Source organism: Neisseria sp. CP9 (genome assembly GCF_047758525.1).
Classification (GTDB): Bacteria; Pseudomonadota; Gammaproteobacteria; order Burkholderiales; family Neisseriaceae; genus Neisseria.
On sequence record NZ_CP180502.1, the window covers coordinates 2219798 to 2246159 of the forward strand.

Genomic DNA, 26362 nt, shown 5'->3' on the forward strand with positions numbered 1-26362 from the left:
TTCCCGCAGGAGAGGGCGGAACCTAAAAAAGCATTTTCAGACGACCTCGAACACAATCCGCCCCGATGCGCACGGATTGTCGCCGTTGCTGACTTTAAAGCTCAATTTGTTTTTGGCTTCATCGTATTTCAGCTCCACCGACACTTCGTCATGCGGACGGACGAACTGCTGGTATTTCAGGTTTTCCACACGGACGACGCGCTGCCTGCCCCACGGATGACGCGCCGCCAGATCGCGCACCCATTGCAGCTCGACGACGCCGGGTACGAGCGGGAAGGTGGCGAAATGGCCGCCGAAATAGACCAAATCAAGCGGCACGCGGCCGATGAAGCTTTCGGCGGCGGTTTCTTCTTCAGCTGATGTTTTTGACCAAACGGGCGATGTTTGGGCGACGGTAAAGGCCGTCTGAAAATCGGCGGCGGCGATTTTTGCCTGAGCGTTGCGCGGCAGGCTGTCGGCGAAACGCCAGTAACGGGGCAGGGCGATGGTGTCTTGCGTGGCGGCAAGGTGGCGTTTGAGCGCGTCAGCGACGGCGGCTCGGCCTTGGTCGCGCAGGGCGGCGATACCGTCCGCGTTCAACGCCGCCCATATGGCGATGCGCTGATGTTGCGGATGGCGGCCGCAATGGGCGTCGGCGATCCACGGATGCCGTAAAAGTTCGTGTTCGATTTGGGTCAGCGACACGCGTTTGTCCTCGAATTTGATGATGCGGTCTTGGCGGCCGAGCAGCAGGAAACCGTCGTATTGCGGCTCGATTAAATCGGCGGTCTGGCGGCGTTCGGGCGACCACGGCGAAGATGCCCACAATGCGCCTTCTTCGTTCTGCCCGATTTCCACACCGGCAAACGGCCGCCATGCGCGGCTTTTCCGACGCGACGCAATCACGCCGGTTTCGGTGCTGCCGTACACTTCAAACGGGCGGACGGCAGCCTGTTGCAGCAAATCCGCCGTGGCTTCGGGCAGCGCGCCGCCCGCCGACACGATGCCCGCGATTTTATGGCCGATGCTCTGCCAGTTGCGGTTTTCGCCCAAGCGGTTGAGCACCGCCGGACTGGCAATCCACACCACTTTTTCATGCGCCGCCGTACTGGCGAGCAGGTTTTCCGGATAAACCGCCTGCCGCCGTTCCATAGGCCAGCCCATTGTCAGCGCAAGCGCGAAACGGAAAGTGAAGCCGTAAAGGTGTTGCGGAATGACGCTGCCGATAACCGTTTCCTCGCCGCGTCCGAATGGCAGCGCGTCCGCCAACATCAAGGCTTCCGCCTGCATCTGTGCGGCGGTTTTCACAATCACCTGCGCCTCGCCGCTGGAACCCGACGTTTTCAGCCACGCCTCGGCAAAGTCGGGAATCAGATGGTTTTCAGGGGCGGGCATCGGGTTTTCAGGCGACGTGTGTGCAAGCAAATCGGGCAGGTGCCATACGGGTGGGTTGGATTGCACATCCAACGGCTGTCCGGATTCATCGCGTTGTTCGGTTTGACTGCCCAACTTGCTTTGCAAATCTTCGGAATCCGTCAAAAACACATCCGCCGTCCGCACCCAGTCCAAATTGTCCCGCGCCAGATTCGGCAGCAGCAACACCCGCCCGCCCGAATGCCACACCGCCAGCACGGCGCAGGCAAACAGCGCAGCATCGTCAAACCACAACGCGGCAGTTTGCACGTTTGCCGTTTTCAGACGACCTGACAGCCGGAAAACCGCACGGTTGAAATCAGCGCGCGTCCAATTTGGATGGGTAGCGATAAGGTCTTGTTGGGGTAGAGTGGGGGAGAGGATACTTATCAGAGGTAGCATAATAATCTCATCGTAATTTTGTATTGATTTTAAAGATTTCAACTACTTATTTTTTTCTTCAGTCTCGATGATTAAATCTTCGTTCGGAATCCCGATTCTTTTTTCCGACTCTCCTTCTTGAAAAGAAATAATAGTTGTTGTGCCAAAGCCTCTGAAAAGAATTTTGATATTGGTAAATGCAGTAAAATCATTAAGTTGATTTTCTTTTTTTAGTATAAGTGATTTGGGCAGAATGTTGGAATATGGTTTTTTAATATATATAGCTGAAGGTTTCTCTAACCTAATTTTAGCTAATCTCATGGATGAATCCAGTAAGAATCCAGACATTGGAAAATTCCCTATCAAGATAGGCAATATAATAATAAATACTGGAATAAACATATGTAATTTCTGTATATTTTGTTTGGATGAATTTTTTTGTAGAAGTGGATATTTAATTCCATCTGCTTTGTAATTTTTAATCAAAATGTTATTTTCTATATAACTGAATTGTCTCTGGGAATCGTTCCACATAGAGTAAAATATGCATTGAGCAATGGACATTAAAACAAGTGTTATAATTATATAAATGTCTTGGCTAACTTCGTAAGTTATTATGAGTATAATTAAATAAATTATGGAGAAAGGTAATACAGGAGATTCAATTTTGGCTAGTTTGTAATATGATTTATACCCCTTTTTTCCTTTTTTTATTCGATGAATATTATAAATCTTAATTATTTTTTTAGTATAACTTCCAAAAAAATAATTAATTAACTGTGTCAATACTATTCCAAATGAAGTGCTCAATACGGCAAAAACGACATAAATTATAGTAATACAGGCTGAAACAAGAAGAAATAATAAGCCATCTCCTAGCGATAGATTAGATGGTATATGTCCAATTTTAATGAAATATAAAATAGAAGAAGTTCCTCCAATTAAAAGGCTTAACTTAAAAATAATAGATAAGGAATTAGCAATATAATCAAAATAAGCGGGAGAGTTTTTATTAGAGTTCATTTTGAAAGTACTTAGTATATGAATAATAAAAATCTATTTCTGATAACTACAAATTAAAAAATATTCAATCCTGCGTTTTTTTCTTTCCACTCAACCTGTAAACACGCTGCTTGTTTTCCCCTTCGGCTTCCAGCAACCCTTCGGATACCAAATCCGCAAGATATTTGCGTACGGTAGCAGGAGATTTGCCGGTCAGCATTTGAAGCTGACTGTTGGAAATATGGGCATGGGTTTGCAGGTGGTGGAGGATGAGGTCGTAGATTGCCTGTTTTTTACCGCTTGTTTTACCGCTGATTTTATCGCTTATTCCATCGGTGCGGTAGGTTTGCAGCGTTTCTAAAATCATGTCCAGCATAAATTCGATAAAGACGGTGGAGTTGTTGGCGCGGTCTGCTTCTGCAAGTACGCGGTAATAGCCGGGCTGGTTGCGGTAAACGATGGTTTCGACCGGCAGCCATGCAAACAGCGGATTCCAGCGGCTGAGCAGTACGCTTTGCCACAATCTGCCCATGCGCCCGTTGCCGTCTTCAAAAGGGTGGATGATTTCGATTTCATAATGGACGACCATGCTTTTGACCAAAAGCGGGGTATCGTCGGTTTTTGCCCACCTGAACAATGCTTTCATCAGGTCGGGTATCAGTTCGGGACGCACTCCCATGTGGAGCAGCAAACCGTCTGATGCGAAAACGCCGACATCTTTGCTGCGGAAGCGTCCCGACAGGCGAACCAAGCCTTTTGTCAGCAGTTTGTGCGCTTTGAGAAAATCGCGGACGGCATATGGGTTGTAGCCCATAATTTCTTCGTAAGCTTCGTAAGCGTTTTGTACTTCGCGGATTTCTTTCGGGTCGCCCAAAACGCGTTTGCCGTTAACCAAGTCGGTTACTTGCTCTACAGTCAATAGAGTTGTTTTCAATTGCCAGAGAAGATTGGATCAAACGGATACGGTTTTCCTTACGCAGGTGCAGATTGCGTTCGTATTGCCATTGCAGGCTGCCTGCAAGCCGTGAGATTTCGACCATATTGTTCAAGATGCGGTTGGTCATTTGAAACGGCGGTTTCATCAGTTGGTATGTCCTATACTTTCAATACGGCTTTCCGATACACCCACTCTCCGGCAAACAAAAGTCCCATCAACACATACGACACGATGCCGGTATAAGCCGCCCACCAGTCATAATATTGCAAGCCTGCCAGAATGGCGGCGGTTGCGCCGTTGAAGATGAAGAAGCCGCACCAGATTTGCGTAACGCGGCGGGTGTGGCGCACGCCTTCGGGCGGCAGGTCGGGGTGTTGCAGTCGGGCGAGGCGTTCGATGACGGTTTGTTTGGCAAACAGGCTGCTGCCGAAAACGGCAAGCATCAGCGCGTTGACGGCGACGGGATACCAATACATCGAGTCGGGTCGTCTGAAAATCAGTACGGCGGCGAAAAAGGCGGCAAGGATAATCGCCGTAATGCGTTGGGCTGTGGTTTGCGGCATGGCGGCGCGTATCAGCCACAGGACGCACATGGCGGCGGCAAGCCAAAAAAATGCGCCGTTTTCCCTGCCGTAATACCATAGGAGCGGGTAGGCGATGCTGGCGAGGGTCAGTAGGAGTTTTCCTAATATTTTCATGGTTGTTATTGATGTTCAGACGACCTTGCCGATTGACAAGGCCGTCTGAAAATATGCCGGTTTAAATCAGAATCAGGAATCTTGCGCCTGTACTTTCAAAACCGCCTGAACCACATCTTCTACGGTGCGCACGTTGCGGAAGTCTTCGGCTTGCAGTTTGCGGCCGGTTTCGCGTTTGATGTGGTCGATGAGGTCGATGGCGTCGATGCTGTCGATTTCCAAATCTTCGTAGAGGTTGGTCTCGGGTTTGATGCGTTCGGGTTCGATTTCAAACAGATTAACCAGTGCATCGGTCAGAAGGGTGCGTACTTCTTGTTCGGTCATATCGCTTCTCCTTTATGCTTGACGGCTTTTGACGAATTCTGCCAGTGTTTTGACGTTGGCGAAGTTTTCGCGCAGGTTGTCGTTTTCGCCGTCGAGCTGGAAGCCGAAGGTTTTTTGCACTGCCAAACCGAGTTCCAGCGCGTCGACGGAATCCAGCCCCAAGCCTTCGTCGCCGAAGAGCGGGTCTTCGCTGCCGATGTCGGCGGCGGTGATGTCTTCCAGCCCCAAGCTGTCGATGATTAATTCTTTGATTTGGTTTTCTAAGTTATTCATGTGGTTTTCCTTGTGAAATAGTCTTGAAGGTATTCGTTTAAACGCCTTGCGGCGATGGGTAGGGGTTTTTCCGCCAGCCATTCTTCGGGCAGGATGTCGTCGCCGACGGTGATTTCATAGTGGATTTTGTGCGGCGGTATTTTGTACCAAGGCTGGTCTTTTTTGAAATTGGGCGGCGTCATTTTGATGCACACGGGGGTGATGACCGATGCGCTGCGCAAACCGAGCGATACCGCGCCACGGTGCATTTTAACCTGTCCGTCCCAGCCTGTGCGCGTGCCTTCGGGGAAAATCAGCATACTTTGCCCGCTTTTGAACACGGCGTCGATTTCTTCCAACATTTCCATGCTTTCGTCGTTGGGGATGTAGCCGGAAGCGATAATCTGGCTTTTCATGCTGGGGTTGTTCAACAGGTCTTTTTTGACCAGCACGTTCGGGTCGGGAAAGTGGCTGACCATCAAGACGACATCCAGCAGCGAGGGATGGTTGGCGAGGACGAGCTGCCCCGGCCTGCCGAGTTTTTCCAAGCCGTTGAAGTGGACGCTCAATACGCCCGACCATTGCAGATAGCCGACGAAAAAGCGCCAGACTTTCCCTATCATGCGCCGCGCTTCAAGCTGGCGTTTGATGTCGCCTTTGGTGGATTTGAGCGTGTAGGGCAAAAGCGCGATTTTGAACAATACGCCTGCAACGCCGAAGAGGATGAAGCCGAACAGGGTGGCAAAGAAACGGCGGCAGTAGTCTAGGGTTTTCATGGTTTTTTGCACCATGTCCATCGGCGTTTTTCATGTTGCCACTCTGCCGAAAGGTCGTCTGAAAGTAAGAAACGGACCCAGTCGAGCGCGCCCCAGTAATCGGCTGACAGCAGGTCGGACGGGTTTTCAGACGACGTGTCGTCGACATCGAGACTGAGCGTGTAGCCGTCTCCCTGCGTCAATACAAGCGACAGGGCGTAGGCAAACGGGGCGCGTGTGGCGTGGACGGGGTAGTCGTCGGACAAAGGGTCGTCGGCGATTAAGACCAATACGGATGGTGCGCCGTCTTGCAGCAGGGCATAGGCTTCTGCCAAAGTGGTTTCGAAATTGTCGCTGCCGGCGGCGAGGGCGGTGTGTTCGCTCATGTCGCCGCGCAGCATGGACCATTGTCCGGCGGGAGCGTTGTGGACGGACAGTCCGAAGGAGGTCGGTGAAACGCTGTCGGTTTGCAACAGTCCCAGCCATAATTCGAAACTGCGGTTGATTTCTCCGTCATGCGAGGCGTAAACCAACGGGCTGCCGGGGTATTGTTCCGCCAATTCCCACGAGGCGTCGCAAATCAGGCGCGCGGCTTTGCCCAAACGGCGGCGCTGCAGGGCGGGCAGGAAGGCAAGCGCGGGTTTGTGGTCGGGCAGCCCGTCGGCGTCTAATGCGCCTGATGCCCATTGCCGCCATTGTTCGGGCGTGGCGATTTTACTGCTTGAGGCGTGCCAAGCGGCGATATTGAAAGAAAAACGGCAAATGTTGGATGACATGATGGTTTTCAAAAGTTTACATTGTGATGTATTTTAACGAAATAGCTTAACACATTCTAGGGTCTGATATAATCGCGCTATTCTAACGTATTCTGTTTTCAGACGACCTTTATGACTGTAAATTTAATTTGCCCCATTCACGATGTTGCTTCTTTATTGCCACACAGCGGCCATATGGTGTTGCTCGATTGTGTGACGGAATACAGTCCGAAACACGTTTGCGCCCAAGCCGCTGTGGGGGAAAAACACATTTTGTTGGTTGACGGGGCATTGCCGGTGACATCGCTGATGGAAATCATGGCGCAGGGCATAGGCGCGTTTGCAGGTATACAGGCTTTGGAAGCGGGTGAGCCGGTGCGGCTTGGCTTTTTATTGGGAACGCGCAAGCTGGAATTGTTTGCCGATAGCCTGCCCGTCGGAACGCAGATGAAGGTGGTCGCCAATCTGTCGATACAGGACCCGGGCGGCATGGGCGTATTCGATTGCGAACTGCATTGGACAGATGCGCCTGAAGATGCCCGCGCCAAGCTGCCTGCGGACGGACTGGTGGCAAAAGCCTCGTTGAACGTGTACAGTCCGAAAGACGGAAAGGTCGTCTGAAAACAGCCTTCTCTGTCCAGATGATGACCAATAAGCAGACCGCGCCAACCAATAGGAAACATTATGAGCGAAACCATCTTGATTACCGGCTCCAACCGGGGCATAGGCAAAGCCGTCGCACTCGGTTTGGCTGAGGACGGCTTTGATATAGTCGTCCATTGCCGCAGCCGCCGTGATGAAGCCGAAGCCGTAGCGGAAGAAATCCGCGCTTTGGGCAGACAGGCGAGGGTGTTGCAGTTTGACGTGTCCGACCGCGCAGCCTGCCGCGATATTTTGACTGCCGACATCGAAGCAAACGGCGCGTATTACGGTGTGGTGTTGAACGCCGGACTGACGCGCGACAATGCTTTCCCCGCGTTTTCAGACGACGATTGGGATTTGGTGCTGCGAACCAATTTGGACGGTTTTTATAATGTGTTGCACCCGTTGACCATGCCGATGATACGCCGCCGCAAAGCCGGACGGATTGTGTGCATGGCGTCGGTGTCCGGCTTGACGGGCAACCGCGGGCAGGTCAATTACAGCGCGTCCAAGGCGGGCTTAATCGGCGCGGCAAAAGCCTTGGCGGTCGAACTGGCGAAACGCAAAATCACCGTCAACTGTGTAGCGCCGGGTTTAATCGATACGGAGATTGTCGATGAAAATGTACCTGTCGAAGAAATTTTGAAAGCCGTCCCCGCCGCGCGTATGGGGCTGCCGGAAGAAGTGGCGCATGCGGTGCGCTTCCTGATGGATGAAAAAGCGGCGTACATCACGCGTCAAGTGATTGCGGTGAACGGAGGTTTGTGTTGAATACCAGAAGAGTCGTAGTAACGGGCATAGGCGGCATTACCGCCTTCGGCCGCGATTGGCAAAGCATACAGGCGGCGTTTAAAGCCGAAAAAAATGCCGTCAAATATATGGATTGGCGCGGACGTTTCCCTGAATTGGAAGCGCAACTGGGTGCGCCGATTGAAGGCTACACCCCGCCCGAACATTGGACGCGCAAGCAGCTCAGAAGCATGGGGCGCGTGTCGCACCTGTGTGTCGATGCGGCGGAGCAGGCCTTGACGGACGCAGGTTTGCTTGGAGACAAAAGCATCACCGACGGACGCATGGGCGTGGCGTGCGGTTCGTCTGTCGGCAGTACCAAAGACATCGGCGACATGGGCGAACTGCTGACTACGGGTACATCGCGCAATTTCAACGCCAATACTTATGTGCGCATGATGCCGCATACGACCGCCGCCAATATCGGCATCTTTTTCGGATTGAAAGGACGTATTATCCCGACATCGAGCGCGTGTTCGTCCGGCAGCCAAGGCATAGGCTATGCCTATGAGGCGATTAAATACGGCATGATAGACATGATGCTGGCGGGCGGCGGCGAAGAATTTTGTCCGTCCGAAGTGTATGTTTTCGACTCGCTCTACGCCGCCAGCCGCCGCAACGGCGAACCCGAACTGACCCCGCGTCCTTACGACAGCGGACGTGACGGCTTGGTCATCGGCGAAGGCGCAGGGATTTTTGTGTTGGAAGAATTGGAACACGCCAAACGGCGCGGTGCGAAAATCTATGCTGAACTCGTCGGCTACGGCGCCAACAGTGACGGCAGCCACGTTACCCAGCCGCAAAAAGAAACCATGCAGAAATGTATGGAACTCGCGCTGCAAGACGCGGGCATTACGCCCGACAAAGTCGGCTACGTCAGCGGCCACGGTACGGCGACCGAAAAAGGCGACATCGCCGAAACGCTGGCGACCGAAGCCGTGTTCGGATTCATTCCTATGAGTTCGCAAAAAAGCTATCTCGGCCATACGCTCGGCGCGTGCGGTGCGCTGGAAGCGTGGTTCACCATTGAAATGATGAACAGCGGCTGGTTTGCCCCGACCGTCAATCTGAACGACATCGACCCGCGCTGCGGCAAGGTGGACTATATTTTGAGCGGCGGCCGCGAAATCGAAACGGATTATGTGGTCAGCAACAATTTCGCTTTCGGCGGTGTGAATACTTCGCTGGTGTTCAAACGATGGCGGGATGAAAACGCTTGATCGCAGCCGCGTCATCACAAAATCAAAAAGGTCGTCTGAAAACGTTTGACTCAACGTTTTCAGACGACCTTTTTAGTTTGTATAAAGCTATATCACGAAGTCCAGCAGATAAAAGTCTTCTTTGCCCACACCGCATTCGGGGCATTTCCAATCGTCGGGGATGTCATCAAATTTGGTGCCGGGGGCGATGCCGTGTTCGGGGTCGCCGAGGTCTTCGTCGTAAATCCAGCCGCAGGGGCCGCACATGTATTGTGCCATGGTGTGTTCCTTCTAATGGTTGAGGTCGTCTGAAAACGGTCGGCAAAAGGTTTTCAGACGACCCCTTGTTGGTCTGTTTCAGCCCTTATGCCGCTTCCAGCGCCGCGATTTCTTTGCGCAAGTGTTTCAACGCGGGGGTAACGATGGCGACAAACATGGCTTCGCGGACGCGGCGTTGGGCGGGGCTGCGCATGAGGTAGCCTTTGGCACCGGCGTGTAAGGCGGCGGATTGGGCGGCGGCAAGCGTCAGCTCAGCGGCGGCGGCGCGCAGTTTCAGCGTGGCGAGGTTATCGGGCGTGTTGTTCCAAGCCAAGTCTGCCAGTCGTTCGGTGGTTTGCCATGCCTCGTCCAAGGCGGCCTTGAGGCTGTCGTAGCTGTCGTCGAGATAGCTGTTGACCTCGGCGTTGACGACGTTGGCGATGCGGATGATGCCGAGGCTGCCGTCGATCACACCCGCGCCGATGCCGATTTGCAGCAGGATAAAGCCGGACTTGATGGTGGCGATGTAGTCGGAGAACTGTTCGGGCGCGGCGATCACATCTTCGTCAGGGATGAATACGTCTTTGAAGTTCAGGCTGAACGTGCGCGTGCCTTCGAGGGCGCAGAATTCGGGGCAGGCTTGCAGGGTTACGCCTTCCCATTGTCCGCCAGTGATGAACATGACGTAGCTGTCGCCGATTTGGGCGGTATTCACCCAGATGTGGTCTTCGCCGATGTTGGATACCCACGGCAGCGCACCGTTGACTTTGTAGCCGCCGTCCACGCGCTCGGCTTGAAGGTTGTGTTTTTCAATGCCGGCGAGGTGTTTGACGGTATTGGACATGCCCGTACCCGCCAATACTTTGCCTTGCAGGATGTCGGCGAGGTATTTGTCTTTGACGGCTTGGTTGGGCGTTTGGTGCAGATACCACGCGCAAGCCGCCTGACACCATGCGCTGAACGAGGTCGCGCCGCATTCTTTGCCGACTTCGCGCAGGACTGCGGTTTGTGTCGCCAAACCCAAGCCGTTGCCGCCTTCCGCTTCTGTACCGACTGCGCCGAATCCGCCGATGGCGCCGAGTTCGCGCATAAAATCTTCGGGATACAAACCATTGCGGTCGATTTCGTCCACTAAGGGTTTGAGTTTGGTTTTGACGAGTTCGGCAACTTGAGACAATAAGGTTTCACGGTTCATGGTCTTATCCTTGAAAATGTGTGCGGACGGCGCGGGGGCGTTCCGTTGGAAAGGGGAAGCAGTCCGTTACAGGGACGGCGTTTTTGAAAAAGGTCGTCTGAAAACGGGCAAACGGTTTTGCCGCCGCTTTTCAGACGACCTTGGGTCAGAATCAGGCGAACGCCTGCAATTCAGGGTTGATTTCTGTTTGCGCGACGTTGTTGACGTAGTTGCACAAAGTAGCCAGGGCAACGCCCATCACGACTTCGACAGCCTGCTGCTGGTTGTAGCCGGCGTCGAAGAAGGCTTTGAGTTCGGCATCGGATACCGCGCCTTTTTTCGCCATCACGGCTTGGGTAAACGCGGCGAGCGCGCCCAGTTTGGCATCGTCAAATTCGCCTGCCGCCAACGCGCGCGAGGCTTTGATGGATTGTTCGGACAGGAGTTTTTTCAGGGTTGCCAGTTTGGTGTGGCCTGCCACGCAGAAACCGCATTCGTTGGTGCGGGCGGCGATGATTTGGATGACTTCGACTTCACCGGGAGTCAGGCTGTTGGCGGCGTTCAATTTGCCGACTTCTTGATAAAACGCCAACGCTTCAGGCGCGTTTGCCAATACGCCGATGAGGTTGGGGATAAAGCCGTTGTTTTTCAACGCGGCTTCGACGCGGGTTTTTGCTGCTTCGGGAGCGGTTTCGACGGTGTGTACGGTTAAGCGTGCCATATTGGTTTCCTTTTTATTTGCGATTTGTCAAAAGATGGAGGGCATAGTAGGGAAACAAATCCCAAAGTTGAAAGACCTGATAATTATTTTGATAAAACCAATAGTTATAAACGTCCAAGAAATTGATTAGATTTATATAATTATTTAATTACATCGATAGTTTTCAAATATAGATGTAAATGGAAGGAAATCAGAAATCAAAAGAAAGGTCGTCTGAAAACCAAAATACAGTTTTCAGACGACCTTTTCTTGCGAACCGATTTATTCGGCTTGTTCTTTCAAAACGGTTTCAATCAATTCCTGCGCGCCGTCGTCCGCCAGCTTTTTGGCGACCGCGCGTCCGAGCGCATCGGCGTAGGCGGCGGGGGCTTGCGCGTCTGCCTGCAAGATTATCGAGCCGTCGGGGTGTCCGACCAGCCCGCGCAGGGTGAGCAGGCCGTTTTCTTCAGTGCAATACGCGGCAAGCGGCACTTGGCAGCTTCCACCCAAAGCGCGGGCGAGGGCGCGTTCGGCGGTAACGCAGGCGTGTGTGACATCGTGGTTTAAGGGTTTCAAGACGTCGAGAAGGTCAGTGCGGTGTGCGGCGATTTCGATGCCCAACGCGCCTTGTCCTGCGGCGGGCAGGCTGTCGGCTTCGGAGAGGATCAGGCGGATGCGTTCGTCCAGTTCCAAACGCTGCAATCCGGCGGCGGCGAGGATGATGGCATCGTATTCGCCGTTGTCGAGTTTGGACAGGCGGGTTTGTACGTTGCCACGCAGGGGCTTGATGATTAAGTGCGGATAGCGGGCGCGCAACTGGGCTTCGCGGCGCAGGCTGGATGTGCCGACGACGGCGCCTTTGGGCATTTCTTCCAAACGCGCGTATTGGTTGGATACGAACGCGTCAAACGGATTGGCGCGCTCGCCGATGGCGGCAAGGGCGAAGCCTTCGGGCAAATCCATCGGCACGTCTTTAATCGAATGCACGGCCAAATCGGCGCGACCGTCCTGCAAGGCTTGTTCCAACTCTTTGATAAACAGGCCTTTGCCGCCGATTTTCGACAGGGTTTTGTCCAAAATCTGGTCGCCGCGCGTGGTCATGCCCAAGATTTCGACTTCGCAGTCGGGATACAGGGTTTTCAGACGACCTTGGATATGTTTTGCCTGCCACATGGCAAGCAGGCTTTCGCGGCTGGCGATAACGAGTTTTTTCGGGTTCATTTGCAGTTTCTGATTTTCTAATTCATGAGGCGGGAAGTTCGACAGTCTAACACAAACTTTCTACGGTAACCGCCTGACTGTACTTGCCCAAGGGGCCGAATCCGTTGCCTTGGTTTTGCTCTTTGGTCAGCACTTTTCCCTGAATGCAGATATTGTTCAGGGTAACGTTGTATGAGCCGGAACTCAGGCGATTCTTTTCTACTTGATCCATCAGGCTGTCGCCGCCGTTGATGAAATAGGTCTTCCCGTCGGCGGTAAATTCAGCCTGTTCGAGCGAATAATGGACTGTCCCTGTCATTTTGACCGTATCGCCGCTGTTTTTTTCTGCCGTCGTTTCTGTCGGTTTGGCAGCCGACGTTTCGATTTTGTTTTGCGGGGAGCAGGCTGTCAGGGCAATCAGTATGGAGAAAAGAAATTTGTTCATTTGCAATTACCGTGGTTGATAAAGGTATTTCGCTGCGAAGCTGTCGGAGAAGCCGTTGCACTATATCTGTTGCAACGAAATAAACTATAATGTGTACCGGCATGATGGTAGTCCATACTGCCGTAAAATAAAACTTATTCTCTAAAAACATTTTAACCCCAACAGCCTTACAGCATGAAACGCGCCAAAAAATATCCCTTCTTATCGTTGCAGCGGCAACGTTTCTGCCTGAATTTTGAAAACGCCTCAACCGCTGCTGACCTTCCGAGCGAACGCGATTTTTACCGCTGGGCATGGGCAGCGTTGAAAAACGAATACCGCCGCGCCGACATCAGCCTGATTCTGCTGGACGAAGAAGAAGCCCGCGCCTACAACCGCGATTACCGCGGCAAAGACTACGCCACCAATGTGTTGAGTTTTGCCTTGAACGAAGGCGAAATCCTGCCCGATCAGTTTTCAGACGAGCTTTGCGGCGATTTGATCATCTGCCCGCAAGTCGTATTGAAAGAAGCTGCCGAGCAGGGCAAAACCGCCGAGCAGCACTTTGCCCACCTGACCATGCACGGCACGCTGCACCTGATGGGTTACGACCACATAGAAGAGAACGAGGCCGAAGAAATGGAGGCGCTCGAAATCCGCCTGATGCAGGCGGCAGGTTATCCCAACCCTTACCAAGAGGACGAATACTGAAATGGACGACACCCGGTCGAAACCGACATTTTTCGAACGTTTGATTTCCCGACTTGCCGGCGAACCCGATTCCGCCGAAGACGTACTCAGCCTGCTGCGGCAGGCGCACGAGCAGGAAGTGTTTGACGCGGATACACTTTTGCGGCTGGAAAAAGTCCTCGACTTTGCCGACTTGGAAGTGCGCGATGCCATGATTACCCGCAGCCACATGAACGTTTTGAAAGAAAACGACAGCATCGAGCGCATCACTGCCTACGTCATCGAGACCGCCCATTCCCGTTTCCCCGTCATCGGCGAAGACAAAGACGAAGTCCTCGGCATCCTGCATGCCAAAGACCTGCTCAAATACATGTTCAATCCCGAGCAGTTCAACCTCAAATCCATCCTTCGTCCCGCCGTCTTTGTACCCGAAGGCAAATCGCTGAACGCGCTTTTGAAAGAATTCCGCGAGCAGCGCAACCACATGGCAATCGTTATCGACGAATACGGCGGCACGTCGGGTCTGGTAACTTTTGAAGACATTATCGAACAAATCGTCGGCGACATCGAAGACGAGTTTGACGAAGACGAAAGCGCGGACAATATCCACGCCGTTTCCACCGAACGCTGGCGTATCAACGCCGTAACCGAAATTGAAGACATCAATGCCTTTTTCGGTACGGATTACAGCAGCGAAGAAGCCGACAGCATCGGCGGACTGGTCATTCAGGAATTGGGACACCTGCCCGTGCGCGGAGAAAAAGTCGTTATCGGCGGTTTGCAGTTCACTGTCGCCCGCGCCGACAACCGCCGGTTGCATACGTTGATGGCGACTAAGGTGAAATAACAATTTACTTGAAGAACAAATGAAGCAAGGTCGTCTGAAAACTTGGAAACAGGTTTTCAGACGACCTTTTGGTCTTGAATTAAGGAGAAATGGAACGGTGGTTATGTAGAAATGTAGATGATGAACAACCGCCGTTTTTTATCGCACCTGTTCGTTAAACAGCTTTTGAAGTTGGCCCAAAGACAGACTATTTAGCCTTGCTTCTGCCTTTGCGCTTGGTTGGCGCGGTATCCGGATTTTTCACCTTGATTTTCACGCTTTTGCTTGGCTTCTTGTCTTTGCGTTTGGCTTTTTCCGTTGCCGTTTTGGCTTTGGCGGTTTTCTTTTTGCCGTTTTCAGACGACGTTGCTGCGCTGGCCGGTTGGGCTTTGCTGCGGCGTTTGGCGGCGGGTTTTTCCTGTTTTACAGGCGTTTTCATCGCGTCGTCGATTTCTTTCGCCGTCAGTTTGCGCTTGGTTTTCGAGCCGGTTTGGGCGGTGGTTTTGGCGCGGCGTTTCTTGCCGCTGCTTCCGCCGCTGATCAAGGTCAGGTCGATTTTGCTGGTGTCCAAATCGGCGCGCGCTACTCGGACGCTGACTTTGTCGCCCATGTTGAAACGGACGCCGCTGCGTTCGCCTTCTATCGCCATGATTTCGGGGCGGAAGTTGAAATAGTCTTCGCCCAAATCGCTGATGTGTACCAAGCCGTCGATGTGGATGCCGTCTAAGGTAACGAAGAGGCCGAAGTTGGTCATGCCGGAGATTTTGCCTTCGAATATTTCGCCGACTTTATCGCGCATGTAATAGGTTTTCAGCCAGTTTTCCACGTCGCGGCTGGCATCGTCGGCGCGGCGTTCGCAGAACGAGGTGTGTACGCCCAAAGCCTGCCAGCTTTTGTTTGGCGTGTAGGTTTGTTGGTTCAACACGGCTTTGATGGCGCGGTGGACGGTCAGGTCGGGATAGCGGCGGATGGGGGAGGTGAAGTGGGCGTATGCTTCGTAGGCAAGGCCGAAGTGTCCGTCGCAATGCGGTTCGTAAACTGCCTGCTGCATGGAGCGCAGCATCATGACTTGCAGTAATTCGGCATCGGGTCTGCCTTTGAATTGTTCGGCAAGTGCGGCATAGTCTTTCGGTGTCGGGTTGTCGCCGCCGCCCAGTTGCAAACCCAATAAGCCGAGCTGCTCGCGCAGGGTGGCGAGTTTTTCGGGTGTCGGACCTAAATGGTTGCGGAAGAGGGCGGTGTGCTTGTTCTTCATCAGGAACTCTGCCGCGCAGACGTTCGCCGCCAACATGCACTCTTCAATCAATTTATGGGCGTCGTTGCGGACAACGGGCACGATTTTTTCGATTTTGCCGTTGTCGTCGAAAAGCATTTGGGTTTCGACGCTTTCAAACTCCATCGCGCCGCGTTCGAAGCGTTTTTTCTGAAGGATTTTGAAGAGTTTGTAGAGAGTGTCGATTTGGGCTTTGTGCGGATGGTCGAGGTCGTCTGAAATCCAATCCCAGACTTGGTTGTAAGTCAGGCGGGCATGGGAACGCATAACCGCAGGGTAGAAGCGGTATTCTTTAATATTGCCCGCGTAAGTGATGACCATGTCGCACACCATGCACAAACGCTCGACATCGGGATTGAGCGAGCAGATGCCGTTCGACAGGTTTTCCGGCAACATGGGAATCACGCGGCGCGGGAAGTAGACGCTGGTGCTGCGTTCCTGCGCATCCGTATCGATAGCGTCATCGGGGCGGACATAATGGCTGACATCGGCGATCGCCACGACCAAACGGTAATTGCGTCCGATTTTCTCAGCAAACACGGCATCGTCGAAATCGCGCGCCGTTTCGCCGTCAATCGTTACCAAAGGCAAATCGCGCAAATCGACGCGGCCTTTCAAATCGCTTTTACGAACATGGTCGGGGATTTTTTTCGCGGCTTTGGCACACGCTTCGCTGAATTGGTGCGGCAAATGGTGTTTGCGCACAGCGATTTCGATTTCCATGCCGCTGTCGGCATAATCGCCCAATACTTCAATGATTTTCGCCACGGCAGGGCGGTTTTGTTCGGGATAAGTCTCGATTTCGCCAACGATGACCTGACCGGATTCGGGTTTGAAATGCGCGACGCTGTCAGGTTCCAAGACGATGCTTTGATTCAAGCGTTTGTCTTCCGCTTCCAAAATCGCCACGCCGCGATCCATATAGAAACGCCCGACCACTTTGCTTTGCGCGCGTTCGACAATATCTAAAACCGTTCCTTCGCGGCGGCCTTTGCGGTCGATGCCGGCAGGGCGGACGGTAACGATGTCGCCGTGCATGATGCCGCGCATTTGGCGTTCGTATAAAACAAAGTCGCCGTCTTTGGTGGGCGTGAGCGGTACGGCGAAGCCGAAGCCATCTTTGTGCGCTTCGACACGGCATTTAACTAAATCCAATTTGTCCGCCGCGCAAACCGCGCCGCGACGGTTGATTAAAACCTGACCGTCCCGCGCCATCGCTTTCAGACGACGTTCGAAAAATTCGTACTCTTCTTCCGTAATCGACAACTCGCGTGCCAAGACTTCGATTTTGGACGGCACGCCTTTTTGTTCCAATAATTCAATGATCCACTCCCTGCTTGGCAGCGGATGTTCGTAACGTTGTTTCTCCCGTTTCAAAAACGGGTCTTTTTCTCGTAAATTTAAAGATTTAATATTTTTGTTCATTTTATTTGTTGACATTCTTTTTCTAAAATATATAATGACCGCTTCTTTGCGAAATAGTCAATCACTGTAACGCAAAATAGGAAATAAAGCAAAGCCCAGGTGGCGGAATTGGTAGACGCGCTAGCTTCAGGTGCTAGTGTCCTCACGGGCGTGGAAGTTCGAGTCTTCTCCTGGGCACCAAAATTTTTGGTCGCGCCGCTTTGCTTATCTCCATTCTAATTGCCCAGGTGGCGGAATTGGTAGACGCGCTAGCTTCAGGTGCTAGTATCCTCACGGGTGTGGAAGTTCGAGTCTTCTCCTGGGCACCAAATCAATTATCCGGCTTATCCGGATTTTTTATTGAATAGATTTATTTGTCTGATTAAGATACAATATCAGACAGTAAAATATGTTTAATTCCACAGAGAGGTGGATGAGTGGTTTAAGTCGCACGCCTGGAAAGCGTGTATACGTGAATAGCGTATCGAGGGTTCGAATCCCTTCCTCTCTGCCAGATTCCAAACAGCCCGTCTTGCTTAATCAAGACGGGCTTTTTTCTTGCCTTCAATTCAGGTGACAAGCTGCTTCAGTCTCTCTTTGAAAAAGAAATTACTTTTATTCTCAATTTGTTATACGTTCCGGTTCCATCTATACAAATCAGTTTTGCAGGTGTATCCTTCACTCGTTTCATACATTCATAAAAAATCCATCTTTAAAAAGGTCGTCTGAATTTGCCGACCTGATACAAACCCAAGGACACTGCCATGACTGATTTTACCGTATGGGAAACTGCGCCGTTTGGTGCAACCATCGACCATATCCTGCAACGTTACCACGATGTACACCGCGGGCAATTTGAAGAGCTGGTTCCGTTGGCTCAAAAAGTCGCAGAGGTACACGCCGACAGTTTTCCGGCTGAAGTGCCGGAGTTGCTTGCCTATATGCAAAACGAACTGTTGATGCACATGATGAAGGAAGAGCGCATGCTGTTTCCGATGATCAAACAAGGCATCGGTCGTGGAGCGGCAATGCCGATTAATGTGATGATGCACGAGCATGAGGAACACGACCAAGCCGTAGCCAAGCTGCTTGAATTGACCAATAATCTGACTGTTCCCGAAAACGCTTGCGGAAGCTGGACGCGCCTGTATACATTGGCACGCGAAATGGTGGATGATTTGACCAATCATATCCATTTGGAAAATGAAATCCTGTTCCCACGCGTATTGGCTTCTTAAAAATAAAGCTGGTCCAAAGGTCGTCTGAAAATTGTTTTTCAGACGACCTTAATGTTTTGCCAGTACGCAAAGAGGCTGTTTTCTGTTAGATGAAATTACCATTTCCCCGTCAAACCGATGCGCAGGGTACGGCCCGGGGCGGGCATGTAGGAACGGCTCATGGGGTCGAGGTAATAGCGGTCGGTCAGGTTGCTGCCGGTGAGTTCCGCGCTGAAATGTTTGTTGAATTTGTAGCGCACATAGGCATCCACGACAGTAACGGGCTGCCAGTTGGCGTTGCCGTTGTCGCTGCGGAAGACTTCACTGTTTGCGCCGTCGCGCTGCAGGTAGTAGTCGTGCCAGCGGGCGGAGGGCTGTTGTTTGTCTTCGACGCGGCTGTGGAAGGTCAGGCGCGAACCGATTTCGAGTTTTTCGTTTAGAAACCTGCCGCCGAGGTTGGCAACGACCGACCAGCGCGGCTGGATGCGGTTGATCAGCCAGCCGCCGGAGAGGCCGCCGTTTTGGCAGTAAGGCACGGGGAAGGTGCGGCCGTGGTAGATGTATTGTTCCACATCGTATTGTTCTTCGACGGCGCGGCGGTCGCAGACTTCGTTTTTCATGTTCCGCACCACGCCCAAGTCGCCGAATACTCTGCCGTTGTCGAAGCGGGTTTGCAGCTCCAGTCCGCTGATGACTTGTTTGTCGTAATTGCTGATTTGCCAGGTGGCGTAGTTGCGGTCGATGACGTTGCGGGTTTTGTTGTGGAAGTAGGTCAGGCGAACGTCCGCATAGCGCATTTTGGGCAGCAGGCGGGTGAAGTCGTGGCTGAGGGAGATTTCCCAATTTTTGGCGTGTTCGGGTTTGAGCGGGATCAGGAGTCTGCCAAACGGGACGCTGAAACCTTTGGCGATGCTGTGGTTGCCGAAGCCGAATGTACCTTCATACATGCTGGGGAAGCGTTTGAATTCGGTATAACGGGCGAACAGGCGGGTGTTGTCGCCAAGCTGGACGGTGGCGGAGAACATGGGAGCGAAGGCATGGCCGCGTTTGTCCCACATTTTGTGCAGCTCTTCTTCGGTCAGGTGCCGGTATTCGATAGCGGGATTGTTGATATCGGTTGTTACGTCTGCCTTATAACGCTTTTCGACTTTGCCTGTGGCAGGGTTGACGCCGGTTTCGTTTAAGAAATTAAGCGCGCCTGTTCGGACGGGGTTTTCTTCGGGATGCGAACGCCGCCAGTAGATACAGTTTCCATTTGCTTCGTTTGCGGTGCAGTTGGGTATTGATTTCCAGCCGCTGCTTAGATCGTCCGCTTCCATAAAACGGTTGCGCAGCTCTGTTAGTTTTTCGGATTCTTCCGGAAATTGGGGCCGGTTATCTTGCCAGCGCTGAGTTTCTTTGGCCCGGTTTTCCAATGCCCAGGCAAGGTCTGGAACGGGCAGGCTGTTTATCCAATTCCAAAAACGCTTGTCGTAGGCATCCCATTCGGCTTTTGCCCGTATGGTTGCCGGGTCTTGATCGTAGGCCTTTTGCTCGGCATGATATTGGTCGGATAATTCCCGATAGGCACGGTATTCTTCCGGCGTGGCAAGCCGATATTGCAGGTATACGAAATCCCTGCTGTTGTCTGACAAGACGTCGAGTTTGTTTCCTTGTTCCAACCATGCGCGGTTTTTGTCGATGTAGCTGCGGAGAAAGTTGTCGGTTTGGTGGTAGTCGGTATAGCGGCCGCCCGCGTTCAGTGTCAGCCAGGAAGTGGGCTGATATTTGAAGTTGAAGCCGAGATTCCATTCATCGCGCTTGCCTTTGCGCGGCATGGTCAGGGCGAAGTTGGAATTTAAGGTAGTCTCAGGGTCTTCCCAGAACAGTTTTTGGGATTCTTCTTCGGGCAATGCGAGTATCCAGCTGGTATCGCTGCCGCCTTTGAGTTTTTCGCGTTGGTAGTCGCCCGTCAGTGTCAGTTCCAATTTGTCGGATAATTTCATTTTATTGGACAGGTTGATGCCCAGGCGGTTGTTTTTGGCGCGGTAGGCGGCGGCATTAAAAACGTTGAAACGGTTGTTGGTATTGGGCGGCAGTTTGTCCCATTCGGGTTCTTTGCCTTTGTAATACCAGTCTTCGGCGTATTTTTCGTTGAATATTTTGTCGAGGAACAGGGTGGATGCGGGATAGCCGCCGGTGGAATTGGTTTGCGAATTGTTAAACGTCCCCCAAATCCCCGCCTTCAAATCTATCCAGCGGTTGTTTTCGGGTTTCCATGTGTAGTCGAGGTTGACGGCGGTCTGCTTCACCCATGCCTGCGGCCATTCAGCCATCAGCGTGCCTTTGGTGAGCTTGCTCATGTCGGTTTCGGCCGAACCGTCGGGTTTGAGTTTGCTTCCGCCGATGTTGCCGAACAGGATGCTGTACGGCATAACTTCGCCGAAACGGGCATGGGTGCGGCGTATGCCGAGCTGTATTTTTTGGTTGTCGGGCAGTTTGAACGTGCCTTTGCCCAGCCACGAACGCATATTCAGGGAGGTGTTGGCCACTTCGCCGGACGGATGGTAATACGTACCGACATTGGCGGTATATTCCTGAATATCCGTAACTTTTTTGGTAAATTCTTCCTCGGTCATAGAGCTGGCATTGGGGAGGTAGCCGTAGCGTTCTGCCCCCTTGCTGCCGGTAAAATAATTGCCTTTGTCCCGCCAGGCGTAGGCAATCAAGCCGTCAAACACTTCGCCGCGCATACCGGCAGAAAGACGGAATGCGTTGTCTTTAAACAATTTGCCACGCCCGCCAAAACGCTGTTTCTGGCGGTCGCTGTCGTCCAGCATAATCGCCCAGTCCATACGGTCGAAGGAGTAGGGACTCGGGTAGCGGCGGTAGTCTTTGTTCCATGATGCAGCATGGGCGTATTCGCGCTGTTTGATGCTGTTGTTGCCGGTTTCCATTTTGACTTCCATGCCGAATTTTTGGTCTTTCGGCACAACGTCATCAATTTCCAGCGTTTTCATGCTGACCGAGCCGCCTATGCCGGTGCGGATGTCACGGTTTGTTGATGCGCCTTTTTCCACATAGACGCTGCTGACGAGATTCGGGTCGATGTAGTTGCGGTTGGATACGCCTTCAAAACCGCGCCATACACTGATGGCTTGTTCCGTACCGTCTAACGTTACCGGTACTTTGCCTTCGCCTTGAATGCCGCGTATGTTGGGGTCGAGCGCACCGCTGTTGCGCGCATCGCCGCTGAACACGCCTGCCATACCGCCGATTAAATCGGCCACGCTGCTGCCGCGGTAGGTTTCGATTTCCTGCTTGCCTTTGTACATATTGCTGATATCGCGGCTATAGACTTGGGTGTAGCCGCTTTTATCCCGGTTGCGCTGTGCTTTGACGGTAATGGTATCCATCTGCACGCTTTGGGTGGGGGTAGTATTTTCCGCCCATAACGGTGTATGCCACAGCATACTCAAGAATAAAACCAATATTTTGGGTGTAGAGGGGAATTCGATGGATTTGACAGGTTTCATGATGGATTTTCCTTTGTTCGCAACAGCTTGAAAATAGGCGAAATCTGAAATGCTTCCAGATAGCATCGGAAAATAAAACGTGAACCGAATGTAATGGGATTGCAGCCAATTGATTAAATGGTTTGTTCGAACCGTTGATATGGATGCGCTTGCTTCACGAAAGGGAATGGCATTTTGATAAAACAAAGGAAAATATCCATAGTTTACCGATTGTGTGGAAAGGAATGGCGGACAAAATGCTTTGTTTCTTTAAGAGCTGCAAAATAACATAAATTGATTATGATTATTATTTATATAATAATTTTAACTAAAACCCGATAATGTGTAAACAGACGCCAAGCAATATAACTTTGGCATTTTGGTATCTCGGAAAATTATAGTGGATTAACTTTAAACCAGTACGGCGTTGCCTCGCCTTGCCGTACTGTCTGTACTGTCTGCGGCTTCGTCGCCTTGTCCTGATTTAAATTTAATCCACTATATATTTTTGAATTCGGGCGAGCCGGGGTTGTATTGGATTTCGTAAAAAGTTTGCTGAGTTTGAAGTTGATTGAATAATGGCTTGAATTTGATTTGCCGACATAAAAAGGTCGTCTGAAAATCCCGATTTCAGATTTTCAGACGACCTTTGGCATTGGTGCGGTCAAGGCAGTTTGGGTCTGACTTTGACGCTCAAGGGCAAGTGGTCGGAGAGGCGTTGCCAGTTTTTGCCGTTGTGGATTTGGGAGTCTAGGACTTCCAAGTTGCGGGTATAGACGCGGTCGAGGCTGAGGACGGGCAGGCGGGCGGGGAAGGTTTTGGGGCGTTTGCCGTTGCTGTCCACGAATACTTCGTTCAGGTTCAAGGCGTTGCCTAAGGACAGGGCGGATTTTTGCCGCCAGTCGTTGAAATCGCCGGCGAGAATCAGCGGGCTTTGCGGGTCGATGTGATGCACGACGTATTCGAAGATGGCGCGATATTGTTTGGCGCGGTCGGGTTCTCGCAGGTTGAGGTGGGCGCAGAGGCAGACGAGCGGGGTTTCCCAGCCTTCGGGCAGGACTTCGCAATGGAGTACGCCGCGCTGTTCGAGTTTGTTGACGCTGATGTTGAGGTTGTGGCGGGTTTCCAGCGGCAGGCGGCTGAGGATGGCGTTGCCGTGGTGGCGCTGCGGGTATACGGCGTTTTTGCCGTAGCTGCGGTTGTAGGAAAGGCGGTCGCCGAGGATATCGTAATGCGGTTTTTCGGGAAAATCGGGCAGCCTGCTGCTGCGGGTCAGGTGTTGACCTTGCACTTCCTGTAAAAACAGGACATCCGAGCCTATGCCGCGAAGCTCTTCCGCCATGCTGTCCACTTGGACTTTGCGGTTGAGCGCGGACATGCCTTTGTGCATGTTGTATGAGGTGATGGTAATCGGGCGGGGGGACATGATGTGTAACCGTAGTGTGTGAGTAGTTTGTCGTTGTATTAATAGTATAACACTGCAAGTGTTTGGTTTCAGTAAAGATTTGATGGTTGAACGGCTGCTTGAAGGTAAAACGTCGTCTGAAAGGTTTCAGACGACGTTTGAGGGGGGACAAGCGCAAAACGGTTTATTTTATGAACTCGTCCATGCCGTCTTCGCAGCGGATTTTTTGTTCGGACAGCGTGGCTTTGAGCAGGGCGTCGTTTTGCGGCAGGGCGTCGCGTTCGGCTTCGTGGTGCCAGAGGTGGTAGGCGATGCCGGCAAATTTGAGGTTATGGCGTTTCATGCCGTTATGGAAGAGGCGGGCGACGAACTCGCTGTCTTCGCGTCCCCAGCCGACAAAGCGGTTGTCGAAGCCGTTGACGGCCAGCGCATCGCTGCGGAAAAAGCCCATATTGCAGGTTTTGATGCCTTTGTGTTTGCGGCTGCTTTGTCTGCCGATCAGGGCGGACAGGCTGCGGCAGCGCAGGGCGGAGAGGCGTTTTTCTATGCCTTGGCTGAACGCGGACAAATCGGGCAATTCGCCGGAATCTAAAATTTCCTGGGTGCGGCTTTGGGTCAGGATGACGCGCGAACCCTGTATCAGCCTGCCTTTGCGTGCGAGCTTGAGATGGTCGGCGATGAAGGACGGGTCGAGTATCATGTCGCCGTCGATAAGGATGATGTAGTCGCTTTTTGCCTGCGCTAGCGCGCGGTTGCGTGATTCGGCGGCACGGAAGCCGTCGTCCGGCCGCCAAGAATGTTTGACGGGGATGTCGGTATGGCTGCGGATGAACTCGACGACTTCGGCGGTGTCTTGGCGCGAACCGTCGTCCGCGACGATGATTTCGTCGGGCAGGCGGGTTTGCGCGAGTGCGGATTTCAAAACCAGCTCCAGCGCGTCGGGACGGTTGTAGGTGGTAATAATCAAGGCGACGCTGATATTGCGGTTGCGCTCGTAAAGTTTGACATATTTGTAGTACGAACCTTGCGCATTGGCGATGGAAATGGTCAAGCCGTCCGCGCCGTAGGCGAAACCGCGTTTGAGCAGGTAGTTTTTGACAAACGATACGCTGCCGTGCAACAGGGCTTTGAAGGGTGAGCTGTCTTTTTTGTAGCGGTTTTCTTCGGCGTAGAGCGAGCTGTATTGCTGCATTTTTTGAATCAGCCCTTCGGCGTTTTCAAAGGAATAGTGTTTCAGACGACCTTCGAGCGGACGGACGTTTGAATCGGGCGGCAAGATCAGCGATTCATGCACCTGACGGTCGGAAAAACGGGTAAAGCGTCGGTGGTAAAGGCGCGGGATAATGTCGGGATACCAGCCGCAGGCTTTGATCAGGCGGCCGTTGTAGTGGTTCAGGCGCGAGAGCGAGAAGATGTTTTGTTCTTTGTTTTCCGCCACGGCTTTGCGGATGGCGGCAACCAATTCGCTATCCGCCACTTCGTCGCTGTCTATGCTGAATATCCAATTGTTTTGCGCGAGGCGGGCGGCAAGGTTTTTCATCGGGCCGAAGCCGATGAAGTCGTATTTGTAATAACTGACGTTGGTGAAACGTTCGGCGATTTCAAAGGTGCGGTCGGTCGAGCCGTTGTCGAGCAGCAAAACTTCGTCGAAGTCTTGAAGCGCGGTCAAGACTTCGGTCAGATAGCGTTCCGAGTTTTTGACCAACATGGCTGCTGTGGCGGGAATTTTCGGGTTCATGATGAGGTCGTCTGAAAAGGGGTCGTCTGAAAAATCAAAATCGGGAGATCAAGGCAGTTCGGCAATGGCGGCGGTCAGTTCTTCGTGGAAAGCGTGTATTTTAACCGATATACCGCTACAATACGCATTTCCTTTTTTCAGACGACCTCCTCCGATATGCAGCTTATCCTTGCGCCCATGCAGGGGCTTTGAATATGGGTTTTATGTTTCAATAAAATCAATTAATTGTAATTTTGTTGAAGGTTATGGTGTAAATATGGTTCAAAAAATACGCCATTATCAAATCATATCGAATGAGCATGTTTTGTGGATGTGTGATTGCAAAAGTTGTGAATCTGAAATTGCATACAGTCAGGTTTCGGTTGTTTGGGTGCATAAAACCAAGTAAACTAAAACTGTTTGATTGGAAAATGCTCCGCAAGGAGGAAATTATGTTCAAAAAATCACTTTATAAGGCTGCTTTGGCGTATTTCGGCGATAAGGTGGGGAGTCAGGAAAAAAAAGCGATTGCAGAAGGCATTGCTGCTGCTGCCCGCAATAGTGCTGAATTTGAACGGAAAAAGGCTTTGATTGAAAAGGAAATCCGTGATGGAACGGCAAGAAGCAGAGGAAAACTGCCTGTATGATTTTATCTACATCAATCATGATGTATTGGCATTTTACAATGCGCAGTTGGATAAGGACGGTTTGCTGACGCAGAGTGTGGTTACGCATAGTTCGGAAGACCAGAACAAGCAAAATCTTAAGGGCGGTCTGGCTGTCTTTAGCGGAGGGGTCGAAAATAGCAGCAATATTAAGTCTTCCCGCCAAAACAGCTTTGATACATCTAAGAATATGCCATTAAGTGTTATTCGTGAATTGAATGCGCGCGGGTTGATACGAGATAATATTGAGCAGGCGAAGCCGGGACAGGTTGTTTTGTTTTCGGGTAGGATGCAGATTGTTGATTTGGCTTTAATGAATAGTATGGTCAAGCCATCGATGGAAATGCAATTGGCGTCTATGCCCAATTCTACCGAAGCACACCGGCGCAAGCGGCGTGAAAAAGAGGCTGAAATAAAAAGTACGGCCGCTATGATGGAGTCGTTGCCGAAATTGCTGCAAATACGTGTTTTCGATGATGAAAAGTCAGTGTGGTGTGCGGTCAGACATGATGATATGCTGCCCAATACTTCGGCTCTTGCTTTGAAACATGACGTTACCATTCCGGGTGAGTGGCATGTGGTAGCGGTTTTGGATGCTTTGCCAAATGATAATAATGATTTGGACAAGAAGGTTTTTGAGTATATGACAGATATGGATACTAGTTACTTTACAGCGTTTCTGCATCTGCGTACGGTTATGGGGCGTCGGTTTAATGAATACGGTATCACGCCGCTAGTTATTTTTAGAAAGATTGCTTGAGGTTACTCTGAATAAAATTGAGGCCGTCT

At 51.9% G+C, this 26362-nt stretch carries 26 protein-coding genes and 3 tRNA genes; 11 read left to right on the forward strand and 18 right to left on the reverse strand.

Features of this window, described 5'->3' with window-relative positions; all coding sequences use genetic code 11:
* Positions 1-36: 36 nt before the first annotated feature.
* From ACMYUL_RS10635 to ACMYUL_RS10675, 9 genes are all read right to left on the reverse strand, one after another.
* Positions 37-1794, reverse strand: a complete 1758-nt coding sequence (locus ACMYUL_RS10635; RefSeq protein ID WP_415770452.1) for an AMP-binding protein — start codon at positions 1792-1794, stop codon at positions 37-39.
* A 42-nt stretch (positions 1795-1836) separates the two neighbouring features.
* The gene (locus ACMYUL_RS10640) at positions 1837-2796 is read right to left on the reverse strand and encodes a hypothetical protein (RefSeq protein WP_415770454.1); all 960 of its coding nucleotides are present in this window, start codon (positions 2794-2796) and stop codon (positions 1837-1839) included.
* A gap of 64 nt (positions 2797-2860) precedes the next feature.
* A complete protein-coding gene (locus ACMYUL_RS10645; RefSeq protein WP_415770456.1) occupies positions 2861-3694 on the reverse strand; it encodes a Fic family protein in 834 nt (277 codons plus the stop codon).
* A complete protein-coding gene (locus ACMYUL_RS10650) occupies positions 3663-3857 on the reverse strand; it encodes a hypothetical protein (protein ID WP_415770458.1) in 195 nt (64 codons plus the stop codon). The genes ACMYUL_RS10645 and ACMYUL_RS10650 overlap by 32 nt, the downstream gene beginning before the upstream one ends.
* Positions 3858-3870: 13 nt before the next feature.
* Positions 3871-4410, reverse strand: a complete 540-nt coding sequence (locus tag ACMYUL_RS10655; protein ID WP_415770460.1) for a hypothetical protein — start codon at positions 4408-4410, stop codon at positions 3871-3873.
* A gap of 72 nt (positions 4411-4482) precedes the next feature.
* Positions 4483-4734 (reverse strand): acyl carrier protein, encoded by a 252-nt coding sequence (locus tag ACMYUL_RS10660; RefSeq protein ID WP_003685738.1) that lies wholly within the window; start codon positions 4732-4734, stop codon positions 4483-4485.
* Positions 4735-4746: 12 nt separating this feature from the next.
* The gene (locus tag ACMYUL_RS10665) at positions 4747-5007 is read right to left on the reverse strand and encodes a phosphopantetheine-binding protein (protein ID WP_003779133.1); all 261 of its coding nucleotides are present in this window, start codon (positions 5005-5007) and stop codon (positions 4747-4749) included.
* Positions 5004-5762 (reverse strand): lysophospholipid acyltransferase family protein, encoded by a 759-nt coding sequence (locus ACMYUL_RS10670; protein WP_415772955.1) that lies wholly within the window; start codon positions 5760-5762, stop codon positions 5004-5006. Before ACMYUL_RS10670 ends, ACMYUL_RS10665 begins: the two co-directional genes overlap by 4 nt.
* Positions 5759-6517 carry a beta-ketoacyl synthase chain length factor gene (locus ACMYUL_RS10675; RefSeq protein ID WP_415770462.1) on the reverse strand — a complete coding sequence of 253 codons (759 nt, stop codon included), beginning with the start codon at positions 6515-6517 and terminating at the stop codon, positions 5759-5761. The genes ACMYUL_RS10670 and ACMYUL_RS10675 overlap by 4 nt, the downstream gene beginning before the upstream one ends.
* A gap of 111 nt (positions 6518-6628) precedes the next feature.
* Between ACMYUL_RS10675 and ACMYUL_RS10680 the strand changes: the two genes are divergently transcribed.
* The 3 genes from ACMYUL_RS10680 (at position 6629) to ACMYUL_RS10690 (ending at position 9147) form a co-directional block, all read left to right on the forward strand.
* Complete coding sequence (locus tag ACMYUL_RS10680; RefSeq protein WP_003764606.1) at positions 6629-7117, forward strand: hypothetical protein; 489 nt, start codon at positions 6629-6631, stop codon at positions 7115-7117.
* Between the two features lie 63 nt (positions 7118-7180).
* The gene (gene fabG, locus ACMYUL_RS10685; protein ID WP_003757552.1) at positions 7181-7909 is read left to right on the forward strand and encodes a 3-oxoacyl-ACP reductase FabG; all 729 of its coding nucleotides are present in this window, start codon (positions 7181-7183) and stop codon (positions 7907-7909) included.
* Complete coding sequence (locus tag ACMYUL_RS10690) at positions 7903-9147, forward strand: beta-ketoacyl-ACP synthase (protein WP_415770465.1); 1245 nt, start codon at positions 7903-7905, stop codon at positions 9145-9147. The genes fabG and ACMYUL_RS10690 overlap by 7 nt, the downstream gene beginning before the upstream one ends.
* Positions 9148-9234: 87 nt before the next feature.
* Here ACMYUL_RS10690 and ACMYUL_RS10695 read toward each other — a convergent pair whose 3' ends face one another.
* The 5 genes from ACMYUL_RS10695 to ACMYUL_RS10715 all read right to left on the reverse strand — a co-directional run bounded on the left by ACMYUL_RS10695 (position 9235) and on the right by ACMYUL_RS10715 (position 12903).
* Entirely contained in the window at positions 9235-9405 is a 171-nt protein-coding gene (locus ACMYUL_RS10695) for a rubredoxin (RefSeq protein ID WP_003757556.1), read from the reverse strand.
* Positions 9406-9490: 85 nt separating this feature from the next.
* The gene (locus tag ACMYUL_RS10700) at positions 9491-10579 is read right to left on the reverse strand and encodes an acyl-CoA dehydrogenase family protein (RefSeq protein ID WP_415770467.1); all 1089 of its coding nucleotides are present in this window, start codon (positions 10577-10579) and stop codon (positions 9491-9493) included.
* Between the two features lie 151 nt (positions 10580-10730).
* The gene (locus tag ACMYUL_RS10705; protein ID WP_415770469.1) at positions 10731-11279 is read right to left on the reverse strand and encodes a carboxymuconolactone decarboxylase family protein; all 549 of its coding nucleotides are present in this window, start codon (positions 11277-11279) and stop codon (positions 10731-10733) included.
* A 261-nt stretch (positions 11280-11540) separates the two neighbouring features.
* A complete protein-coding gene (hemC, locus tag ACMYUL_RS10710; protein WP_415770471.1) occupies positions 11541-12479 on the reverse strand; it encodes a hydroxymethylbilane synthase in 939 nt (312 codons plus the stop codon).
* Between the two features lie 46 nt (positions 12480-12525).
* Positions 12526-12903 carry a hypothetical protein gene (locus ACMYUL_RS10715; protein ID WP_415770473.1) on the reverse strand — a complete coding sequence of 126 codons (378 nt, stop codon included), beginning with the start codon at positions 12901-12903 and terminating at the stop codon, positions 12526-12528.
* A gap of 174 nt (positions 12904-13077) precedes the next feature.
* Here ACMYUL_RS10715 and ybeY point away from each other — a divergent pair, with 174 nt between their 5' ends.
* Both ybeY and ACMYUL_RS10725 read left to right on the forward strand, forming a co-directional pair.
* Entirely contained in the window at positions 13078-13593 is a 516-nt protein-coding gene (gene ybeY / locus ACMYUL_RS10720; RefSeq protein ID WP_203026471.1) for an rRNA maturation RNase YbeY, read from the forward strand.
* 1 nt (position 13594) lies between these two features.
* Complete coding sequence (locus ACMYUL_RS10725) at positions 13595-14419, forward strand: HlyC/CorC family transporter (protein WP_003757575.1); 825 nt, start codon at positions 13595-13597, stop codon at positions 14417-14419.
* A gap of 187 nt (positions 14420-14606) precedes the next feature.
* Here the strand turns inward: ACMYUL_RS10725 and rnr are convergent, their stop codons facing one another.
* Positions 14607-17096 carry a ribonuclease R gene (rnr, locus tag ACMYUL_RS10730; protein WP_415770476.1) on the reverse strand — a complete coding sequence of 830 codons (2490 nt, stop codon included), beginning with the start codon at positions 17094-17096 and terminating at the stop codon, positions 14607-14609.
* Positions 17097-17189: 93 nt separating this feature from the next.
* Between rnr and ACMYUL_RS10735 the strand changes: the two genes are divergently transcribed.
* The 4 genes from ACMYUL_RS10735 (at position 17190) to dnrN (ending at position 18313) form a co-directional block, all read left to right on the forward strand.
* Positions 17190-17276, forward strand: a tRNA-Leu gene (locus tag ACMYUL_RS10735).
* Between the two features lie 41 nt (positions 17277-17317).
* Positions 17318-17404 (forward strand) — tRNA-Leu (locus ACMYUL_RS10740).
* A gap of 94 nt (positions 17405-17498) precedes the next feature.
* Positions 17499-17589, forward strand: a tRNA-Ser gene (locus tag ACMYUL_RS10745).
* A 250-nt stretch (positions 17590-17839) separates the two neighbouring features.
* Entirely contained in the window at positions 17840-18313 is a 474-nt protein-coding gene (gene dnrN, locus ACMYUL_RS10750) for an iron-sulfur cluster repair protein DnrN (protein WP_415770477.1), read from the forward strand.
* 95 nt (positions 18314-18408) lie between these two features.
* On the opposite strand, the gene ACMYUL_RS10755 is transcribed toward dnrN, so the two are convergent.
* From ACMYUL_RS10755 to ACMYUL_RS10765, 3 genes are all read right to left on the reverse strand, one after another.
* Entirely contained in the window at positions 18409-21807 is a 3399-nt protein-coding gene (locus ACMYUL_RS10755) for a TonB-dependent receptor domain-containing protein (protein WP_415770479.1), read from the reverse strand.
* A gap of 643 nt (positions 21808-22450) precedes the next feature.
* A complete protein-coding gene (locus ACMYUL_RS10760; RefSeq protein WP_039405542.1) occupies positions 22451-23212 on the reverse strand; it encodes an endonuclease/exonuclease/phosphatase family protein in 762 nt (253 codons plus the stop codon).
* Between the two features lie 163 nt (positions 23213-23375).
* The gene (locus ACMYUL_RS10765; protein WP_415770481.1) at positions 23376-24929 is read right to left on the reverse strand and encodes a glycosyltransferase family 2 protein; all 1554 of its coding nucleotides are present in this window, start codon (positions 24927-24929) and stop codon (positions 23376-23378) included.
* A gap of 431 nt (positions 24930-25360) precedes the next feature.
* Here ACMYUL_RS10765 and ACMYUL_RS10770 point away from each other — a divergent pair, with 431 nt between their 5' ends.
* Both ACMYUL_RS10770 and ACMYUL_RS10775 read left to right on the forward strand, forming a co-directional pair.
* Positions 25361-25555 carry a hypothetical protein gene (locus ACMYUL_RS10770; RefSeq protein ID WP_311152551.1) on the forward strand — a complete coding sequence of 65 codons (195 nt, stop codon included), beginning with the start codon at positions 25361-25363 and terminating at the stop codon, positions 25553-25555.
* Complete coding sequence (locus tag ACMYUL_RS10775; RefSeq protein ID WP_311152550.1) at positions 25518-26333, forward strand: hypothetical protein; 816 nt, start codon at positions 25518-25520, stop codon at positions 26331-26333. The genes ACMYUL_RS10770 and ACMYUL_RS10775 overlap by 38 nt, the downstream gene beginning before the upstream one ends.
* The last annotated feature ends 29 nt before the right edge of the window (positions 26334-26362 follow it).

Bases quoted from the DNA above. Each gene is read 5' to 3' on its own strand.
- ACMYUL_RS10705 (WP_415770469.1), bottom strand. From the start codon at position 11,279: ATGGCACGCTTAACCGTACACACCGTCGAAACCGCTCCCGAAGCAGCA.
- ACMYUL_RS10640 (WP_415770454.1), bottom strand. From the start codon at position 2,796: ATGAACTCTAATAAAAACTCTCCCGCTTATTTTGATTATATTGCTAAT.
- ACMYUL_RS10755 (WP_415770479.1), bottom strand. From the start codon at position 21,807: ATGAAACCTGTCAAATCCATCGAATTCCCCTCTACACCCAAAATATTG.
- ACMYUL_RS10695 (WP_003757556.1), bottom strand. From the start codon at position 9,405: ATGGCACAATACATGTGCGGCCCCTGCGGCTGGATTTACGACGAAGAC.
- ACMYUL_RS10635 (WP_415770452.1), bottom strand. From the start codon at position 1,794: ATGCTACCTCTGATAAGTATCCTCTCCCCCACTCTACCCCAACAAGAC.
- ACMYUL_RS10655 (WP_415770460.1), bottom strand. From the start codon at position 4,410: ATGAAAATATTAGGAAAACTCCTACTGACCCTCGCCAGCATCGCCTAC.
- ACMYUL_RS10700 (WP_415770467.1), bottom strand. From the start codon at position 10,579: ATGAACCGTGAAACCTTATTGTCTCAAGTTGCCGAACTCGTCAAAACC.
- ACMYUL_RS10715 (WP_415770473.1), bottom strand. From the start codon at position 12,903: ATGAACAAATTTCTTTTCTCCATACTGATTGCCCTGACAGCCTGCTCC.
- fabG (WP_003757552.1), top strand. From the start codon at position 7,181: ATGAGCGAAACCATCTTGATTACCGGCTCCAACCGGGGCATAGGCAAA.
- hemC (WP_415770471.1), bottom strand. From the start codon at position 12,479: ATGAACCCGAAAAAACTCGTTATCGCCAGCCGCGAAAGCCTGCTTGCC.
- ACMYUL_RS10675 (WP_415770462.1), bottom strand. From the start codon at position 6,517: ATGTCATCCAACATTTGCCGTTTTTCTTTCAATATCGCCGCTTGGCAC.
- ACMYUL_RS10725 (WP_003757575.1), top strand. From the start codon at position 13,595: ATGGACGACACCCGGTCGAAACCGACATTTTTCGAACGTTTGATTTCC.
- ACMYUL_RS10760 (WP_039405542.1), bottom strand. From the start codon at position 23,212: ATGTCCCCCCGCCCGATTACCATCACCTCATACAACATGCACAAAGGC.
- ACMYUL_RS10660 (WP_003685738.1), bottom strand. From the start codon at position 4,734: ATGACCGAACAAGAAGTACGCACCCTTCTGACCGATGCACTGGTTAAT.
- rnr (WP_415770476.1), bottom strand. From the start codon at position 17,096: ATGAACAAAAATATTAAATCTTTAAATTTACGAGAAAAAGACCCGTTT.
- ACMYUL_RS10770 (WP_311152551.1), top strand. From the start codon at position 25,361: ATGTTCAAAAAATCACTTTATAAGGCTGCTTTGGCGTATTTCGGCGAT.
- ACMYUL_RS10765 (WP_415770481.1), bottom strand. From the start codon at position 24,929: ATGAACCCGAAAATTCCCGCCACAGCAGCCATGTTGGTCAAAAACTCG.
- ACMYUL_RS10775 (WP_311152550.1), top strand. From the start codon at position 25,518: ATGGAACGGCAAGAAGCAGAGGAAAACTGCCTGTATGATTTTATCTAC.
- ACMYUL_RS10650 (WP_415770458.1), bottom strand. From the start codon at position 3,857: ATGAAACCGCCGTTTCAAATGACCAACCGCATCTTGAACAATATGGTC.
- ACMYUL_RS10665 (WP_003779133.1), bottom strand. From the start codon at position 5,007: ATGAATAACTTAGAAAACCAAATCAAAGAATTAATCATCGACAGCTTG.
- ACMYUL_RS10680 (WP_003764606.1), top strand. From the start codon at position 6,629: ATGACTGTAAATTTAATTTGCCCCATTCACGATGTTGCTTCTTTATTG.
- ybeY (WP_203026471.1), top strand. From the start codon at position 13,078: ATGAAACGCGCCAAAAAATATCCCTTCTTATCGTTGCAGCGGCAACGT.
- ACMYUL_RS10670 (WP_415772955.1), bottom strand. From the start codon at position 5,762: ATGAAAACCCTAGACTACTGCCGCCGTTTCTTTGCCACCCTGTTCGGC.
- dnrN (WP_415770477.1), top strand. From the start codon at position 17,840: ATGACTGATTTTACCGTATGGGAAACTGCGCCGTTTGGTGCAACCATC.